This is a genomic window from Candidatus Tisiphia endosymbiont of Neophilaenus lineatus (genome assembly GCF_964264975.1).
In the GTDB taxonomy this organism is placed as follows: Bacteria; Pseudomonadota; Alphaproteobacteria; order Rickettsiales; family Rickettsiaceae; genus Tisiphia.
In genome coordinates this window covers 807,500-823,922 of the sequence record NZ_OZ183649.1, presented here as the reverse complement: position 1 = coordinate 823,922, position 16,423 = coordinate 807,500, and the positions used below count along the sequence as shown (strand labels likewise).

At 33.6% G+C, this 16,423-nt stretch carries 19 protein-coding genes and 2 tRNA genes; 9 read left to right on the top strand and 12 right to left on the bottom strand.

Annotated features, from left to right (window positions below):
- Positions 1-15 precede the first annotated feature (15 nt).
- Positions 16-777: a response regulator transcription factor CtrA gene (gene ctrA, locus ACFE3K_RS04915; RefSeq protein WP_375358487.1), complete on the bottom strand. Its 762-nt coding sequence runs from the start codon at positions 775-777 to the stop codon at positions 16-18.
- Between the two features lie 316 nt (positions 778-1,093).
- Between ctrA and ACFE3K_RS04910 the strand changes: the two genes are divergently transcribed.
- Positions 1,094-1,405 (top strand): helix-turn-helix domain-containing protein, encoded by a 312-nt coding sequence (locus ACFE3K_RS04910; RefSeq protein WP_375358486.1) that lies wholly within the window; start codon positions 1,094-1,096, stop codon positions 1,403-1,405.
- Between the two features lie 47 nt (positions 1,406-1,452).
- On the opposite strand, the gene ACFE3K_RS04905 is transcribed toward ACFE3K_RS04910, so the two are convergent.
- From ACFE3K_RS04905 to ACFE3K_RS04885, 5 genes are all read right to left on the bottom strand, one after another.
- Complete coding sequence (locus ACFE3K_RS04905; RefSeq protein WP_375358485.1) at positions 1,453-1,986, bottom strand: IS630 family transposase; 534 nt, start codon at positions 1,984-1,986, stop codon at positions 1,453-1,455.
- A complete protein-coding gene (locus ACFE3K_RS04900) occupies positions 1,980-2,333 on the bottom strand; it encodes a helix-turn-helix domain-containing protein (protein WP_375358484.1) in 354 nt (117 codons plus the stop codon). The genes ACFE3K_RS04905 and ACFE3K_RS04900 overlap by 7 nt, the downstream gene beginning before the upstream one ends.
- A gap of 191 nt (positions 2,334-2,524) precedes the next feature.
- Positions 2,525-3,103: an IS630 family transposase gene (locus ACFE3K_RS04895; protein WP_375358483.1), complete on the bottom strand. Its 579-nt coding sequence runs from the start codon at positions 3,101-3,103 to the stop codon at positions 2,525-2,527.
- On the bottom strand, positions 3,097-3,546 hold the full coding sequence (locus ACFE3K_RS04890) for a helix-turn-helix domain-containing protein (protein WP_375358482.1): 450 nt from the start codon (positions 3,544-3,546) through the stop codon (positions 3,097-3,099). The genes ACFE3K_RS04895 and ACFE3K_RS04890 overlap by 7 nt, the downstream gene beginning before the upstream one ends.
- An 83-nt stretch (positions 3,547-3,629) precedes the next feature.
- A complete protein-coding gene (locus ACFE3K_RS04885; RefSeq protein WP_375358481.1) occupies positions 3,630-3,887 on the bottom strand; it encodes a hypothetical protein in 258 nt (85 codons plus the stop codon).
- Positions 3,888-4,070: 183 nt separating this feature from the next.
- Here ACFE3K_RS04885 and der point away from each other — a divergent pair, with 183 nt between their 5' ends.
- Positions 4,071-5,432 carry a ribosome biogenesis GTPase Der gene (gene der / locus ACFE3K_RS04880; protein ID WP_375359489.1) on the top strand — a complete coding sequence of 454 codons (1,362 nt, stop codon included), beginning with the start codon at positions 4,071-4,073 and terminating at the stop codon, positions 5,430-5,432.
- Between the two features lie 10 nt (positions 5,433-5,442).
- Here der and ACFE3K_RS04875 read toward each other — a convergent pair whose 3' ends face one another.
- Positions 5,443-6,246 (bottom strand): RMD1 family protein, encoded by an 804-nt coding sequence (locus tag ACFE3K_RS04875; protein ID WP_375358479.1) that lies wholly within the window; start codon positions 6,244-6,246, stop codon positions 5,443-5,445.
- Between the two features lie 133 nt (positions 6,247-6,379).
- Here ACFE3K_RS04875 and ACFE3K_RS04870 point away from each other — a divergent pair, with 133 nt between their 5' ends.
- Together ACFE3K_RS04870 and ACFE3K_RS04865 are read left to right on the top strand one after the other, a co-directional pair.
- A complete protein-coding gene (locus ACFE3K_RS04870) occupies positions 6,380-7,318 on the top strand; it encodes a YgfZ/GcvT domain-containing protein (RefSeq protein WP_375358478.1) in 939 nt (312 codons plus the stop codon).
- Between the two features lie 18 nt (positions 7,319-7,336).
- Positions 7,337-7,522, top strand: a complete 186-nt coding sequence (locus ACFE3K_RS04865; RefSeq protein ID WP_375358477.1) for a phosphotransferase-like protein — start codon at positions 7,337-7,339, stop codon at positions 7,520-7,522.
- Here the strand turns inward: ACFE3K_RS04865 and ACFE3K_RS04860 are convergent.
- The 3 genes from ACFE3K_RS04860 to uvrB all read right to left on the bottom strand — a co-directional run bounded on the left by ACFE3K_RS04860 (position 7,470) and on the right by uvrB (position 10,663).
- The gene (locus tag ACFE3K_RS04860) at positions 7,470-8,048 is read right to left on the bottom strand and encodes an IS630 family transposase (protein ID WP_375358476.1); all 579 of its coding nucleotides are present in this window, start codon (positions 8,046-8,048) and stop codon (positions 7,470-7,472) included. The genes ACFE3K_RS04865 and ACFE3K_RS04860 overlap by 53 nt on opposite strands.
- A complete protein-coding gene (locus ACFE3K_RS04855) occupies positions 8,042-8,542 on the bottom strand; it encodes a helix-turn-helix domain-containing protein (protein WP_375358475.1) in 501 nt (166 codons plus the stop codon). Before ACFE3K_RS04855 ends, ACFE3K_RS04860 begins: the two co-directional genes overlap by 7 nt.
- A 132-nt stretch (positions 8,543-8,674) precedes the next feature.
- Entirely contained in the window at positions 8,675-10,663 is a 1,989-nt protein-coding gene (gene uvrB / locus ACFE3K_RS04850) for an excinuclease ABC subunit UvrB (protein WP_375359488.1), read from the bottom strand.
- 75 nt (positions 10,664-10,738) lie between these two features.
- Between uvrB and grxC the strand changes: the two genes are divergently transcribed.
- From grxC to ACFE3K_RS04835, 3 genes are all read left to right on the top strand, one after another.
- Positions 10,739-11,011, top strand: coding sequence for a glutaredoxin 3 (gene grxC / locus ACFE3K_RS04845; protein WP_375358474.1), 273 nt, complete (start codon positions 10,739-10,741; stop codon positions 11,009-11,011).
- Between the two features lie 116 nt (positions 11,012-11,127).
- Positions 11,128-11,204, top strand: a tRNA-His gene (locus tag ACFE3K_RS04840).
- A 127-nt stretch (positions 11,205-11,331) separates the two neighbouring features.
- Positions 11,332-11,408, top strand: a tRNA-Arg gene (locus ACFE3K_RS04835).
- Positions 11,409-11,502: 94 nt separating this feature from the next.
- Here the strand turns inward: ACFE3K_RS04835 and hemF are convergent.
- Together hemF and ACFE3K_RS04825 are read right to left on the bottom strand one after the other, a co-directional pair.
- The gene (gene hemF, locus ACFE3K_RS04830; RefSeq protein WP_375359487.1) at positions 11,503-12,339 is read right to left on the bottom strand and encodes an oxygen-dependent coproporphyrinogen oxidase; all 837 of its coding nucleotides are present in this window, start codon (positions 12,337-12,339) and stop codon (positions 11,503-11,505) included.
- A gap of 28 nt (positions 12,340-12,367) precedes the next feature.
- A complete protein-coding gene (locus ACFE3K_RS04825) occupies positions 12,368-13,663 on the bottom strand; it encodes an MFS transporter (protein ID WP_375358473.1) in 1,296 nt (431 codons plus the stop codon).
- Between the two features lie 254 nt (positions 13,664-13,917).
- Between ACFE3K_RS04825 and ACFE3K_RS04820 the strand changes: the two genes are divergently transcribed.
- Positions 13,918-15,372, top strand: coding sequence for a patatin-like phospholipase family protein (locus tag ACFE3K_RS04820; RefSeq protein ID WP_375358472.1), 1,455 nt, complete (start codon positions 13,918-13,920; stop codon positions 15,370-15,372).
- A 124-nt stretch (positions 15,373-15,496) separates the two neighbouring features.
- Entirely contained in the window at positions 15,497-16,351 is an 855-nt protein-coding gene (locus tag ACFE3K_RS04815; protein WP_375358471.1) for a cytochrome c oxidase subunit 3, read from the top strand.
- Positions 16,352-16,423: the final 72 nt, after the last annotated feature.

Below are 16,423 nucleotides of genomic sequence, written 5' to 3'. Positions count from 1 at the left end.
ATCCTTTATTTTATATCACGACTCTTTGTTATCTTCTACCTCTGATTCTAGAGAAGGTTCAATAACTTCTCCTTGAAAATGATGCAATAGTGATTCTTGTTCATCATATTCTTTCAACATATAGCCACGCCCCCATACTGTATCAATATAATTTGTACCACCAGCAGCATCAGCTAATTTCTTACGTAATTTGCATACAAATACGTCTATAATTTTAATTTCCGGCTCATCAACACTACTATAAAGATGGTCTAAGAACATCTCCTTATTCAGTACTGTTCCCCTACGTAAGACTAATAATTCTAAAATAGCATATTCCTTATTCGTTAAATGAACCCTTGTTCCATCAACTTCTACAATTCTAGTATCAAGATGAATACTTACCTTGTCAAACCTAACAACTAACTCAGAATGTCCTTTAGAACGACGAACAATTGCATAAATACGAGCAATTAACTCTTCGAGGTTAAATGGTTTTGTGATATAATCATCTGCCCCACACGTAAGTCCTTTAATTTTTTGATCAACTGTAGTAATACCTGATAAAATCAGTATAGGTGTTTTTACTTTAGCAGAACGTAATCTCAGTAGGACTTCGAACCCACTAATATCTGGCAGCATCAGGTCTAAAATAATTAAATCATAATTATAAATTTTAGCTATTTCTATTCCTTCTGTACCAAACTCCACCACCTCACAAATAATTCCTTCTGAAGCTAACGTTAATTCAATAGAACTAGCTATATCACTATTATCTTCTACTAACAGTACCCTCATGATATTTCTCCCATTAACTTTTTTATAATTATTAATTTATTATTCTTTATTACACATCTATGTTCTCACTTTATCTCTATAAGAGCAAGTAATTTTATCAAAATAATATCCTTAAGTAACGTGAATTTGGGATAAGAATTTGTCAATTCTTATCCCAAATTCAGTGAAATTATCGAAACAATCAGATGCAGAACTGTCTCATACTAATTGCAATAATTAACACGGTGTTATAAAATAGGTTTTTAACTGATAAATAGGTACTCAAATAGCTAGGTTAATATTACCGCAAGGTTTTGAAGGTCATGATTTTATAAAAATGATGAAACATGAGCCGCATGGTCGAAATCGTATACGTTTATTGGCGATGTATCACCTTCAATTAGGCAAATCTTTTAAAGCCATATCTGAAATAGTGAAGTCACACTGGAAAACCGTGCAATCATCGCTCAGAAGATTTAGGAATCATGGTTTTGAAGGATTATTTGAATCACAAAGAAGCGGTGCCCCTAGGAAGATTAACACTATACAAGAATCTGCTCTTTTTGATAAAATCAATACGCTCAGTAAAAGTAAAACTGGTGGGTATATAACTGGAAAAGAGCTACATATCATGTTATACCAATTGTAATAATTAATACCAATTGCAATAATGAACACGGTGTATTTATCCAATCTCTATACATAATTGATTGTACTAAATCTACAATGAGCAAGTTGATTCCAAGCGTAACAAGCCATAGTAACGATATCTTCATATACACCATAACATTGGTTAGACAAGAAATGATTTTTAATCCATTCCCAAACTTGTTCCATTGCATTAAGTTCCGGTGCATAGGGCGGAAGCGGTATCAAAGTGATATTGCTTGGCACAGTTAGTTTTTTGGCTGTGTGCCAACCTGCATTATCCGTTAGTAAAGCTATATGTCGGTTGCCTTGAATACTGCGAGAAAGCTCTTCTAAGAATTTATTCATTGCCTGTGTGTTTGCATATGGTAAAATTAATGCACAAGCTTCTCCTGTCTCATGGCAAGCAGCTCCGTAAATATATGTTGAAATAAATTGCTGTTGCCGAACTTTACGGGGTCTAGTGCCACGCTTAGCCCATATACGAGTTAAGCTACCTTGTTGCCCAACTCTAGTTTCATCCTGAGACCATATATCAACTTTACATCTATCGATATTTTTTGGTAATAATGTTGTTAACATGTCTGGAAAGTTTTCTTATATCTATTTTGAGTCTCTTGATTTGATTTTGGATGCATTGAACGAGAAGTAATCCAGCTAAAACCAAGGCGGTGCATAGTATTGTAGACTGTTTTTAAAGCACATTTAGCACCATATTCCTCAAGTAACATGATATGTAGCTCTTTTCCAGTTATATACCCACCAGTTTTACTTTTACTGAGCGTATTGATTTTATCAAAAATAGCAGATTCTTGTATAGTGTTAATCTTCCTAGGGGCACCGCTTCTTTGTGATTCAAATAATCCTTCAAAACCATGATTCCTAAATCTTCTGAGCGATGATTGCACAGTTTTCCAGTGTGACTTCACTATTTCAGATATGGCTTTAAAAGATTTGCCTCATTGAAGGTGATACATCGCCAATAAACGTATACGATTTCGACCATGCGGCTCATGTTTCATCATTTTTATAAAATCATGACCATGAAAACCTTGTGGTAATATTAATCTAGCCATTTGAGTACCTTTTATCAGTTAAAAACCCATCTTAGACCACTGCGTTAATTATTGCAATTGGTATAACACGGTGTATTTATCCAATCTCTATACATAATTGATTTTACTAAATCTACATTATGAGCAAGTTGATTCCAAGCGTAACAAGCCATAGTAACGATATCTTCATATACACCATAACATTGGTTAGACAAGAAATGATTTTTAATCCATTCCCAAACTTGTTCCATTGCATTAAGTTCCGGTGCATAGGGCGGAAGCGGTATCAAAGTGATATTGCTTGGCACAGTTAGTTTTTTGGCTGTGTGCCAACCTGCATTATCCGTTAGTAAAGCTATATGTCGGTTGCCTTGAATACTGCGAGAAAGCTCTTCTAAGAATTTATTCATTGCCTGTGTGTTTGCATATGGTAAAATTAATGCACAAGCTTCTCCTGTCTCATGGCAAGCAGCTCCGTAAATATATGTTGAAATAAATTGCTGTTGCCGCACTTTACGGGGTCTAGTGCCACGCTTAGCCCATATACGAGTTAAGCTACCTTGTTGCCCAACTCTAGTTTCATCCTGAGACCATATATCAACTTTACATCTATCGATATTTTTTGGTAATAATTTTGTTAACATGTCTGGAAAGTTTTTTTATATCTATTTTGAGTCTCTTGATTTGATTTTGGATGCATTGAACGAGAAGTAATCCAGCTAAAACCAAGGCGGTGCATAGTATTGTAGACTGTTTTTAAAGCACATTTAGCACCATATTCCTCAACTAACATGATATGTAGCTCTTTTCCAGTTATATACCCACCAGTTTTACTTTTACTGAGCGTATTGATTTTATCAAAAAGAGCAGATTCTTGTATAGTGTTAATCTTCCTAGGGGCACCGCTTCTTTGTGATTCAAATAATCCTTCAAAACCATGATTCCTAAATCTTCTGAGCGATGATTGCACGGTTTTCCAGTGTGACTTCACTATTTCAGATATGGCTTTCAAAGATTTGCCTAATTGAAGGTGATACATCGCCAATAAACGTATACGATTTCGACCATGCGGCTCATGTTTCATCATTTTTATAAAATCATGACCTTCAAAACCTTGCGGTAATATTAACCTAGCTATTTGAGTACCTATTTATCAGTTAAAAACCCATTTTATAACACCGTGTTCATTATTGCAATTAGTATAATACATTCATTAATGTTAAATTCTGGCTTCTTGTATGTTCTAGTCATCCTTTCAGCAAGTGTCAAATATGCTAACATAACGTGAGTATAGCCGCTATCTTTTACAGGATTATTACTATTTTTAAACCACTGCTCTAAAATTTCTATGTTTGCTCGCATTGGAATAAGCATAGTTTTAAAGCCTTCTAGTGCATAATAAAGATTATTAGAACTGCCATTATGCATAATATTTGTCCTTTAGAAGTCTGTTTATGCTTTAATTTTATATAATTAAGTGTTAATAATATACTCAAATACTGCAATATTCAAATGAGTTACCCCAATTTGGATAAGAATTGATAAATTCTTATCCCGAATTTGTGTATTTGAGTATTAGTGCTAATGAATTATTATGATAATATAAAGGTGATGCATAAAAAAATTGTGGCGATTATTGGTAGACCCAATGTAGGGAAGTCTACGCTCTTTAATCGTTTGGCTATCAGGAAAAAGGCTATCGTACATGATCTCCCGGGGGTAACACGTGATCGAAAATATGCTGATGCTCAAATTGGACCATTTGATTTTATGGTAATTGATACTCCTGGTTTAGAAGAAGCGGAAGGTGCGAAATTAGAATATAGAATGATGCAGCAGACTGTAGAAGCCATTCTAGAAGCAGACTTGCTATGCCTTATGGTGGATGGCAAAAATGGTGTATTACCGGAAGATAAGTTTTTTGCTAATTTTATTAGAAAATATGATAAAAAATCTGTGTTGATTGTCAATAAATGTGAAGGACGGTTTGATTTTGCTAAAGAATACTACAAGCTTGGTTTTGATAATGTAGTGCCAATTTCTGCAGAACATGGTGTTGGTATGGCAGATTTACACGATGCAATAACTGAAAAATTAGGAGATGAGGAAGTAGAGGAAGAATTAATCGACCCAATAAAGGCTGACTATATACAAATAGTGGTGAGTGGTAGACCAAATGCAGGAAAATCTACTTTTATTAATAGTATTATTAATAATGAAAGATTGTTAACAGGACCTGAAGCCGGTATAACAAGGGAATCTATAGAAATTGATTGGCTATATAATGATAATAAATTTAAATTAATTGATACGGCTGGTCTAAGAAAAAAGGGAGCTATTAACAAGTCCTTAGAAAAATTATCAGCTTCTGATACTATTAATAGTATTAAGTTTGCTAATACTGTTATTCTGATGGTTGATGCACAAATGAATTTGGAGCAACAAGATCTAAATATTGCTAGTTATGTTATAGAGCAAGGCAGAAGCCTGCTTATAGTAGTTAATAAGTGGGATTTAATTGAAGGGAAAAATAGAGATAAATTTAAGGAAGAATTTTTTTATAAGATAGAAACCAATCTACCACAAGTTAAGGGAGTATCGATAATATTCATATCAGCCTTAAAAAAGCAGAATATTAATATGGTATTAGATGAGGCTATAAAAGTTTATACTTTATGGAATAAAAAAATTGCTACTAGTAAACTGAATAATTGGTTAGGTTTTGCACTCGAGCAACATCCGCTGCCCTTACAAAAAGGTGGTAGACGTGTTAGAATTAAATATATGACCCAAATAAAAACTCGCCCACCAACTTTTAAATTATTCTCTAATAATCCTGAGAAAATCACGGATAGTTATACTAGATACCTTGTAAACAACTTGCGGGAAGCTTTTAATTTACCCGGTGTGCCAATAAGATTTACTTATACTAAAACTGAGAATCCATATGTAAAGTCATATGGTCTAATGTAAGTAGAGTCAATTAAATTTTATTCAGAAGATAACCAATTATTTTGAAAAAGAGTTTATCATGAATAAGGGATAGTACTACTTCTATGGTAATTAATATTATAATGATCCATTCAAGTCTAGTTGAGTGTTTATAGTTTAAGTCATTTGACAAAATGTTATAGAGTTCATGGATCATGTTCAGTCGATGGTTAAGAATATTCTGACGAATTTGAATATCTTGAAACTCTGCAGTCATTAAGTATAAAGGTTCATAATTAGGACGACGCCAAAAAAATTCAGGAGTATCTAGTATATCGCTGTGTAAATTAATGGAATATCGTTCGTTAAATAATATGCCAATTTGTTGAGATATTTCCTTTTTTGAAAGTGATACACTGCCAGTGCTGGCTAGTTCTTGTTGAATTGGCGTTGTTTTTACAATTAAATTACTTACTGATTTTTCTAGTACACTAAGTTTAACTGACTGAGCTAAAGCATGCGATATAGATAATTTTATAAAAGTTGATTTATCTGCTAGAATGATTTGGTTTTTTTCTTCATCTATAAAGGTTTTACCTGTAGTTTTATCATAATCAAAATAAATAAAGTCAGACATTATCTCGTCAGTTTGATTAGCTTGCAGAGCTACTATATCGTCTAGAATCATTTTCTCTTGGCTTTCTGCAGCTCCCCATATAGTAACACAGCCAAATGGGAAAAAGAAAACATCTATAGGGTCTAAGTTTTTTACTTGTTCTTTTTGAATATATAGTACATCATCAAAGTGTTTAGGTTCAAGACCAATCTTATTGAGATTTATTACTAAGTCATTCATCTTATATTCAGAAGTCGTACAGTAGGAAGCACATCTCATATAATAAATAATTTATAGCAAACAACTATTGCATCGGTATAATATAGTATTATAAAACTTATTAAAGTCAATTAAAATATCATAGTTGGTAATTATGCATGAAATATTAACAAATAGAGCAATTATTGAAGTTGTGGGTGATGATGCGATGAATTTTTTGCATAATTTGACAACTAATGATATAAAAAATAATGATTATTGTTACAGTTATGCTCTAAATAATCAAGGAAGGTATTTATGTGATTTTTTTGTATTAAAACTATCAGCAACAAGACTTTTTATTGATATAAATGTTAATCAGTCTGATTTATTTAAAAATCACTTAGTGCAGTATAAATTACGTGCTAAAATTGAAGTGAACGACTTAACTAACATCTATCAGGTTATTTACTCAAAACAACAGCTGGAATTTAATGGATACAAAGACCCTCGTTATGATCAACTCGGTTTTCGTTCCATTGTTAGTAAAGATGTACCAATAACTACAGGAACAGCAGGACTATACCTGCAAGATAAATATAATTTATCCATAGTTGATGGGTATGAGGATCTAATTTTCAACAGATCCATTCCTGTCGAATATGGCTGTGAGGAATTAAACGCTGTAAGTTACACTAAGGGTTGCTATATTGGACAGGAAGTTATTTCAAGAACAAAATACCAAGGAGTAGTAAGGAAAAAAATATTTAAATTATACTCTCCTTCCCCTTCGAATTGGCTTCGTAAAACTGTGGGGGATGCGCGTGCTCACGTACTAGATGTACGCTCCGCTCACTCACCCCTTGCTTTACGTTCCAATTCGAAGGGGAAGGAGAGTATATCTGCTACTACAGACAGTTTAGATATCTCAAAAGATGATGAAATTATGGCAAATAATACAAAAATTGGAGTAGTATGTTCAAGCTATAAGAATAGTGCAATAGCTTTAATTAGAGTGGACGATTATCATGTATCGCAAAATACAGCTATTACTGTAAAAAACTTACCTGTTTCTTTGGTTGTTCCACCTTGGAGGAGCTGTACATATGAGTAAGATTATATTTTTAAATGGATGTGGCTCTCTGGTAAAACATCTATCGCAAGAGCAATACAGTATTTAAGTAAGGATTCTTGGCTTACTTGTGGCATAGATACTTTTATTAGTATGACACCATTACCATGCTCATCTGATGATAAACCGGATGTTATACCAATTGCAATAATGAACACGGTGTATTTATCCAATCTCTATACATAATTGATTTTACTAAATCTACATTATGAGCAAGTTGATTCCAAGCGTAACAAGCCGTAGTAACGATATCTTCATATACACCATAACATTGGTTAGACAAGAAATGATTTTTAATCCATTCCCAAACTTGTTCCATTGCATTAAGTTCCGGTGTATAGGGCGGAAGCGGTATCAAAGTGATATTGCTTGGCACAGTTAGTTTTTTGGCTGTGTGCCAACCTGCATTATCCGTTAGTAAAGCTATATGTCGGTTGCCTTGAATACTGCGAGAAAGCTCTTCTAAGAATTTATTCATTGCCTGTGTGTTTGCATATGGTAAAATTAATGCACAAGCTTCTCCTGTCTCATGGCAAGCAGCTCCGTAAATATATGTTGAAATAAATTGCTGTTGCCGAACTTTACGGGGTCTAGTGCCACGCTTAGCCCATATACGAGTTAAGCTACCTTGTTGCCCAACTCTAGTTTCATCCTGAGACCATATATCAACTTTACATCTATCGATATTTTTTGCTAATAATTTTGTTAACATGTCTGGAAAGTTTTTTTATATCTATTTTGAGTCTCTTGATTTGATTTTGGATGCATTGAACGAGAAGTAATCCAGCTAAAACCAAGGCGGTGCATAGTATTGTAGACTGTTTTTAAAGCACATTTAGCACCATATTCCTCAAGTAACATGATATGTAGCTCTTTTCCAGTTATATACCCACCAGTTTTACTTTTACTGAGCGTATTGATTTTATCAAAAAGAGCAGATTCTTGTATAGTGTTAATCTTCCTAGGGGCACCGCTTCTTTGTGATTCAAATAATCCTTCAAAACCATGATTCCTAAATCTTCTGAGCGATGATTGCACAGTTTTCCAGTGTGACTTCACTATTTCAGATATGGCTTTAAAAGATTTGCCTAATTGAAGGTGATACATCGCCAATAAACGTATACGATTTCGACCATGCGGCTCATGTTTCATCATTTTTATAAAATCATGACCATGAAAACCTTGTGGTAATATTAACCTAGCCATTTGAGTACCTTTTATCAGTTCAAAACCCATCTTAGACCACTGCGTTAATTATTGCAATTGGTATTACTCATTCTTTAAAAGGCTTATTCTTATCCCAAACTAATGGTTAATTGGAACAGAAAGTACTTTAAATTAAGTTAGCTCTAAGGCTACTTCTTCTAGTACATTAATTTGATCTCGTATTTTTGTCGCCTGTTCAAATTCTAAATTACTAGCCTTTTCATACATTTCCTTCTTTAATCTATCGATATGAGCTTTCAATTTCATTGGATTGTCCAATAATATATGAGTTTGTTTTTTATTCTCTAACTTACTATCCAATTTTTCTAATTCGATTAGTGCATGGATATGGTGATTAATTGTCTGCGGTACTATACCATGTTGCCTATTATATTCCTCCTGAATTTTTCTTCTTCTATATGTCTCACCTACAGCCTTATCAATAGACTTGGTGTTGCGATCTGCGTAGAGTATTACTCTTCCTTGACTATTCCTTGCAGCCCTGCCGATAGTTTGAATTAATGAGACTTCAGAACGCAAAAAACCTTCTTTATCAGCATCAAGTATCGCAACAAGTCCACATTCTGGAATATCTAAACCTTCTCGCAATAAATTAATACCAACAATAATATCTATAGTACCTTGGCGTAAATCTCTTATGATTTCCATACGTTCAAGAGTATGAACATTAGAGTGCAAATATGATACTTTATACCCTAATTCTTGTAGATAATTTGTTAAATCTTCTGACATTTTTTTAGTTAATGTTGTCACTAAAACACGAAATCCTGCATTTATCGTAGATTGAATTTCGTTTAGCAAATCTTCAACTTGGTTGGTTGCTGGTTTTATAATACATTCTGGGTCAAGTAGCCCTGTTGGTCTAATAATTTGCTCAACCGTAACTCCTGCTGTTTCTTCCAATTCGAAAGACCCCGGTGTAGCCGAAACAAAAACCGTTTGAGGTCTAAAATCTTGCCATTCTTCAAATTTTAATGGTCTGTTATCTAAGGCTGATGGAAGGCGAAACCCGTGTTCCACTAATACTTCTTTTCTTGCCCTATCACCATTATACATTGCTCTAATTTGCGGGACAGATACGTGACTTTCATCGACAAATAGTAAAGCATCTTTAGGCAAATATTCAAATAAGGTTGGTGGGGGTTGCCCATTTGCTTTACCAGTTAGGAATCGAGAGTAATTCTCAATGCCTTTGCAACTTCCAGTTTCTATCATCATTTCCATATCATATTGGGTACGTTGATTTAATCTTTGAGCCTCTACTAATTTATCATGTGCTTTAAGAAATTCTAAGCGTCGTTGTAATTCCTCTTCAATTTGCGATATAGCATTTTGTACTACTTCTTTAGGTGTTACAAAGTGGGACTTAGCATAAATCACAGCTTGATCCAATTTAGCTAATTTTTCACCTGTAAGCGGATCAAATTCGCTTATATCTTCAAGTTCATTGCCAAAAAATGACAATCGCCAAGCTTTATCGTTATAATGTACTGGAAATATATCAATATTATCACCTTTTACCCTAAACGTACCACGCTCAAACCCCACATCATTACGCTTATATTGTAAACTTACCAGGTCATTAAGCAATTTTTCTCTAGCATAAATTTCCTCAGACTTAAGGCTTATTGTCATCTGATAATAAAGATTTGGTGAACCAAGACCATAAATACAAGAAACTGAGGATACAACAATTACATCCCGACGTTCCAGCAGTGACCTAGTAGCAGAGTGTCTTAATAAATCTATTTGTTCATTTATCGAAGAATCTTTTTCTATATAAGTATCGGTTTTTGCAATATATGCTTCAGGTTGGAAATAATCATAATATGATACAAAATATTCAACGGCATTATTGGGAAAAATTGCCTTCATTTCTGAATAAATTTGTGCAGCTAATGTCTTATTATGTACCATAATAAGCGATGGTCGACCGGTTCTCTCAATAATATTTGCCATAGTAAAGGTCTTACCAGAACCAGTAATACCAAAGAGTATTTGTGAACGCATTCTAGATTCAAGACCTTTAACGATTTCATTAATTGCTTTTGGCTGATCGCCAGCTGGACTATATTTAGATACTATTGAAAACTTATTTATCATTAACTTGTAACTTGCTAAAAGTTTATTATATGTGGATAATAGTTTTATAACCAATTAAATAGGGTAACTCTTATGAAAAGCATTCTTTTTTATACGGTCATCATTTATACATTAACATATTGTCCCTATTGCACTAAGGTCAAAAAGCTACTTGATCAAAAAAATATACCTTATCAAGAAATAATCGTAGATAATTATAATGATAAGCAAAGATTAGAGTTGCAAGCTAAAGCTAATGGACAACGTACATTACCACAAATATTTATTAATGATAAGCATATTGGTGGATGTGATGCTCTTCATAAACTTGAAGAAGAAGGTAAGTTAGATGAATTAGTAAAATAATATCATATAATTATGACAGCAAAAATTCTAAGAATAAAAGTATTAAGTCATGGTAACTTGGTTTGAATATACTTGACTTATGGGTGATAATAATTTACTTTAACGCAGGTTACATGGCGGATGTAGCTCAGTTGGTTAGAGCATCAGATTGTGGATCTGAGGGTCGCGGGTTCAAGTCCCGTCATTCGCCCCATATTTGTGAGGTTAAAAATTCTTCTCTCAGATAAAGCCATAGGGTAATTTAAAAGTCACGATCAGTAGTTGCTATTAGCGAAAAATATCTATTATATTTTCATGTTTGAGAAGCAGCAATAAATTAAGCATTCGTAGCTCAGCTGGATAGAGCGTTGCCCTCCGAAGGCAGAGGTCGTTGGTTCGAATCCAATCGAATGCACCAATTGCTTGAGAGTCTAAGGATTGAATAATGAGTGAAAAAGGTTCTATAATAGTGCTTTTTACCTTTTGCACACATTTGATATTTATTATAAAGGTTACCAACGTACTTCTGGGGGTAGAGACATTAATATTGCTTCAACGTTGCCATCTGTCATTAAGCCAAACATTGTCCCACGATCATATAATAAGTTAAATTCAACATATCTACCACGACGCACTAATTGATAATCCTTTTGTTCATTAGTCCAAGGCAGTAGCATCTTTGTTCTAACAATTTCAGGATATACTGTTACAAATGTTTGTCCTACGTCCTTAGTAAAAGAAAAATCATTATTAAAATTTCCAGTATTTAAATAATCATAAAATATACCGCCTACTCCCCTTGGCTCATTTCTATGTTTTAAGTAAAAATACTCATCACATTGTTTTGTAAATTTAGGATAATAATTTGGATCATGTTTATCACAAGCATGTTTAAAAGCATTATGAAATTTTGTCGTCTCATTTTCATTAGGGTAAAATGGCGTTAGGTCTCCACCACCGCCAAACCAATGATTAGCAGTTTCAATATAGCGGGTGTTGAAATGTACCGCTGGTACCAATGGAGAAGTAAGATGAGCCACGATAGAAATACCAGTAGCAAAGAATTGCCTACTATTTTCCGTACCTGGTATATTTTTACTAAACTTTGGAGATAATTCTCCAAAAACTGTAGAAATATTCACCCCAACTTTCTCGAATAAGTTACCACGCATTACAGACATTATGCCACCACCGCCGTTTTTTCTGTCCCATGGTGTTCGTATGAATCTCGCAGCAGCTAAACCTTGCCCCTTACTATATTCAAGCTCAATTTTCTCGAATTCAGTACATACTTGATCATGTAAATTTGCAAACCATGTTACTACTTTCTCTTTGTTGCTAATCATAATAATTTATACTATCACTATAGTGGGAATGTTAAAACAACTTATTATCTCTCTTTCTAGTTTTGAAAGAATTCCTGCTAAGTAAACGTCTTATTTCATTTCTCATAAAATAAATGATAACTAAAAATATACTAGAAATAGTCATAATATAAAAGGCAGGGGCATAAAACAAGCCTGTTTTTTCAACAAGCCAACGAGAAATAAGAGGAGAAGTACCACCAAATATAGCAATGCCCAAATTATAACTAAAGGATACCCCTGAAAATTTTTGTTCAGGAGTAAATAAAGATATAATAAAGCTATAGGCTGCCCCAGCTATTGCCCCACTAAGAATACCTAAGATAGTTAGTGCTAGAATTTGTTGCCACATGAACGGTAATGACATAGATAACAAAATAGGTAAAGCTAATATCAAGATCGCTAGGCTTACTAAAGCTAAAGTCTTAAATTTTCCAATAATATCAGTTAATCCACCAAATAATGGCATAGATACCATCGCTATAAAATTTGCATATAATGAATAAATAAGGGAAGTTGTATTATCAAAATGCATAACATCCTGGTAATACAAATTAATGTAGGTTTTTACTAAATAGACGACGCTACTAGCAACTGCACCTGTACAAAAGGTTAAAAACATCGCTTTCCAAGCTGTCTTAACTACGTTGATAAAAGGTACTTCTAAAGTTTTCTTTTGTTCAGATAACATTTTAAAAATTGGAGTCTCTGATACACGAAGGCGCAAATAGAAACCAACAAGCCCCATAACTCCGCCTAGTAAAAATGCAAAACGCCAAGCAAAATCAAAATGATAAAAATATTGTCCAATAATAATTCCTACAAGAGTGGCTATTAACGTACCAGCCATATTTGAGCCATGTACTAAACCAGCAGTAAAACCTGGTCGTAAATTTTGATGATGTTCTAGAATAAAAATGGCAGCTCCAGCTCCTTCACCACTAATACATAAGCCTTGAAAAAGACGCATTATGATTAATATTATCGGTGCATAAACTCCTATGTCATGATAAGAAGGAATTAGTCCCATAGTAAATGTTGGTATAGTCATACCAAGCATGGAAATAATTAAGGCTATACGCCTTCCATATTTATCGCCAACATAACCAAAAAATATACCACCAATTGGTCTAGTAATGAATCCTACTGCAAATACCCCGAGAGTCCATAATATTTGTAAAAATTTTGAGCTTGAAGGAAAAAATGTGTGACCAATTACTAATGCAAATACTGAATATACTGTGAAATCATAATATTCTAGTATATTTCCTGAAATTGCTGATAAAAAAACGGATTTAGGTTTGCTCATCTATATCTTATCAATCAAATTTAATTAAATCGGATTATAGACTACTTAACCAACTTATAAAGTGTAAAATAATTTTATTTTTTGCGACAAGCTATATATATTACAGGAAAGTTAATTACTATTTAGTATATAGTGATTATTATACAATACAGGTAGATAATAATTAGTAGTTTGTATCAATCTATAGCTTGATTTTTTTTAATAGGGTCTTTACTATAAAATTAAATAAATTATTAACTTAATGAGTCATAATTATGAGTGGAATAAAAAATGTACTCTCTCTTGCAGGCGGAGGGGTCAAGGGGTTTCAGCAGGCAGAGATGGTTAGAGAGTTTGAAGAGCAAACAGGGCAGCCTCTATATGAAACATTCCAGGTTATTGCCGGTACTAGCGTTGGTGGACTCCTTGCCTGTACAATAGCCTCTGGTATTTTTACAGGAAAACAACTTTTAGAACTATTTGAAGAGACCGCGGCTAATATTTTCCCTCAACACTGGTATCATGTGGGAAAAATTGGTCAGATATTTAGTCATAAATATAGTCAAAAACCTTTTAAGGAATTATTAGACAAATATTTCGGTGATATGATGTTTGAGGATATGAAATGTCGTGTTTTTATAACAACTTTTGAGGCAAATAAAGAAAATCCTATTAAGATATTTGATAGTCATAATGCTCCTGGTATTAAAGTAAAAGATGTAATTCTTGCTACTACAGCAGCTCCTAGCTATTTTAAAAGTGTGACAATTAAAGATGAGGATGGTGATCATATTCTCGTTGATGGAGGGGTAGGTTATAATCGTCCAGCAGCAGAGGTTCTAAAACATCTTAAACAAGGATTAAGTTTTGAACAACAAAAAGAAATGTTAGAGAACCTGAAGATGGTTTCCCTTAATTTTCAATCACCTCATGAAGAGAAAAAAGTACTGCCACCTCATCTTGATGGTATATTACCTCAGTTAGCTAATGGGCTAGTGAGCGACATAATGAAAGCTGCTCAAAGTAGTTCTACGGTAGAAGTTGAACGAGATCTACCGAGAGAAGGGCAATTTGTAAACTTATTACTTCCTGTGCCGAAAGGATCTACGAAATTAGATAATTCTAGTCCAAAGAATATGGCTAAATTAAAAGCAGCTAGTACAAAATATATAGAAGATAATAAAGAGTTTATTGAGAATCTATGTAAGGATTTGGTCAAGAATGCCAAAGCTATGGAGGAGAATTTAAAAGCAGCAAACATATCTAATGTTTCTAGTGCGTTAGTAGCGAGTGATAATACTAATGAAGAGCAAGATAATAATGCTTCCAGTACTGTTAGTAATCGTGTAATATCGAAAGAATGTGATAAACAACAATTATTGATTAAAGATTTAAATGATAGTCAATATGAAACTTTACAAAAAGGCTTGAGTACTTTAACTCCTAGGGAATCTCAGCTTCTAGAAATGTTCTTACAAGTATTAGATAATACACAAATTGAAGCTTTATCCGGTCGGATTAGCTCAATCATCAACGGTAATCATATGCAAGAGATACCTGAGTTAACTAATTCTCAAAATATGCTTCTTAGCTCTTTTAGTAAGATGTTTATACCTGATAATGATTATGCTTCGCTTTCGAATACTTGTGGTCAAGAAGCTTTAGCTCAAGAAGTACTGTGTGATGGAAGAGGCTCAGATTTTTCACACGCTCCTCCTGAAGTGTATTAATTGTAATTACCCCATTCGGGAATTAACTAATTCTTATCCCGAATTCGTGTCTGTTGAGTATATTCTTGATATTTACAGAAGATAGCATAAAATAACCAAGCAGTGAATTGCTTATGAGTTTGTTATGTTACATAGATCTATTAAAAACAATGATGTTGTTTCTTTAGAAGAAAAACAACATCTATTTCATCTCGTTGATCCGAGTCCTTGGCCAATCCTGACTTCATTTGCCTTATTGCTTTTAGCTAGCGGTAGCATAATGTTTATGCATGCACATAGATTTGGTGAATATGTTTTTGGAGCTGGTATTCTTTCAGTGATTTTTTGTTTATATTCATGGTGGAGTGATGTAATTAAAGAGGGATTAATTGGAAAACATCATACGCAGCCAGTAAGAATTGGCTTAAGGATAGGTATGGCACTATTTATTTTGTCAGAAATAATGTTTTTTGCTGTATTTTTTGGGTCATTTTTTAAAGCAAACCTTTTCCCTGTAGGACTGCTAGATGGTGTATGGGTGGTAAAGCCTGGTGTATGGCCTCCTGCTGGTATTCAAACATTTGATCCTTTTGACATTCCTTTTATTAACACATTGATTCTTTTGTTGTCCGGTACAACAGTAACTTGGGCACATTATGCTCTTGAGGAAAATAACCAAAAGGATTGTATGACTGCTCTTAGCTTTACCATAATACTTGGGGTATTATTTAGTTTAATGCAAGCTTACGAATATCATCATGCAACTTTTAAATTTAAAGATGGTATCTATTCTTCTAATTTTTACTTAGCAACAGGTTTTCACGGAGTTCACGTAATAATTGGCACTATATTTCTAAGTGTTTGTTATTATAGAGTGCGGCGAGGTGACTTTGTGAAAGGTAATGGTCATTTGGGTTTTGAATTTGCAGCTTGGTACTGGCATTTTGTTGATGTAGTATGGTTGTTTTTGTTCACTTTTGTATATGTTCTTGGAAAATAGACTGTTATACTAATTGCAATAATTAACACGGTGTTATAAAATGGGTTTTTAACTGATAAATAGGTACTCAAA

Coding starts and splice junctions, on each gene's coding strand:
- ACFE3K_RS04890 (WP_375358482.1), bottom strand. CDS start 3,546: ATGATGAAACATGAGCCGCATGGTCGAAATCGTATACGTTTATTGGCG.
- ACFE3K_RS04905 (WP_375358485.1), bottom strand. CDS start 1,986: ATGTTAACAACATTATTACCAAAAAATATCGATAGATGTAAAGTTGAT.
- ACFE3K_RS04860 (WP_375358476.1), bottom strand. CDS start 8,048: ATGTTAACAAAATTATTAGCAAAAAATATCGATAGATGTAAAGTTGAT.
- ACFE3K_RS04870 (WP_375358478.1), top strand. CDS start 6,380: ATGCATGAAATATTAACAAATAGAGCAATTATTGAAGTTGTGGGTGAT.
- ACFE3K_RS04895 (WP_375358483.1), bottom strand. CDS start 3,103: ATGTTAACAAAATTATTACCAAAAAATATCGATAGATGTAAAGTTGAT.
- ACFE3K_RS04855 (WP_375358475.1), bottom strand. CDS start 8,542: ATGGCTAGGTTAATATTACCACAAGGTTTTCATGGTCATGATTTTATA.
- ACFE3K_RS04875 (WP_375358479.1), bottom strand. CDS start 6,246: ATGAATGACTTAGTAATAAATCTCAATAAGATTGGTCTTGAACCTAAA.
- ACFE3K_RS04820 (WP_375358472.1), top strand. CDS start 13,918: ATGAGTGGAATAAAAAATGTACTCTCTCTTGCAGGCGGAGGGGTCAAG.
- ACFE3K_RS04825 (WP_375358473.1), bottom strand. CDS start 13,663: ATGAGCAAACCTAAATCCGTTTTTTTATCAGCAATTTCAGGAAATATA.
- der (WP_375359489.1), top strand. CDS start 4,071: ATGCATAAAAAAATTGTGGCGATTATTGGTAGACCCAATGTAGGGAAG.
- ACFE3K_RS04910 (WP_375358486.1), top strand. CDS start 1,094: ATGATGAAACATGAGCCGCATGGTCGAAATCGTATACGTTTATTGGCG.
- ctrA (WP_375358487.1), bottom strand. CDS start 777: ATGAGGGTACTGTTAGTAGAAGATAATAGTGATATAGCTAGTTCTATT.
- ACFE3K_RS04865 (WP_375358477.1), top strand. CDS start 7,337: ATGTGGCTCTCTGGTAAAACATCTATCGCAAGAGCAATACAGTATTTA.
- grxC (WP_375358474.1), top strand. CDS start 10,739: ATGAAAAGCATTCTTTTTTATACGGTCATCATTTATACATTAACATAT.
- ACFE3K_RS04885 (WP_375358481.1), bottom strand. CDS start 3,887: ATGCATAATGGCAGTTCTAATAATCTTTATTATGCACTAGAAGGCTTT.
- ACFE3K_RS04815 (WP_375358471.1), top strand. CDS start 15,497: ATGTTACATAGATCTATTAAAAACAATGATGTTGTTTCTTTAGAAGAA.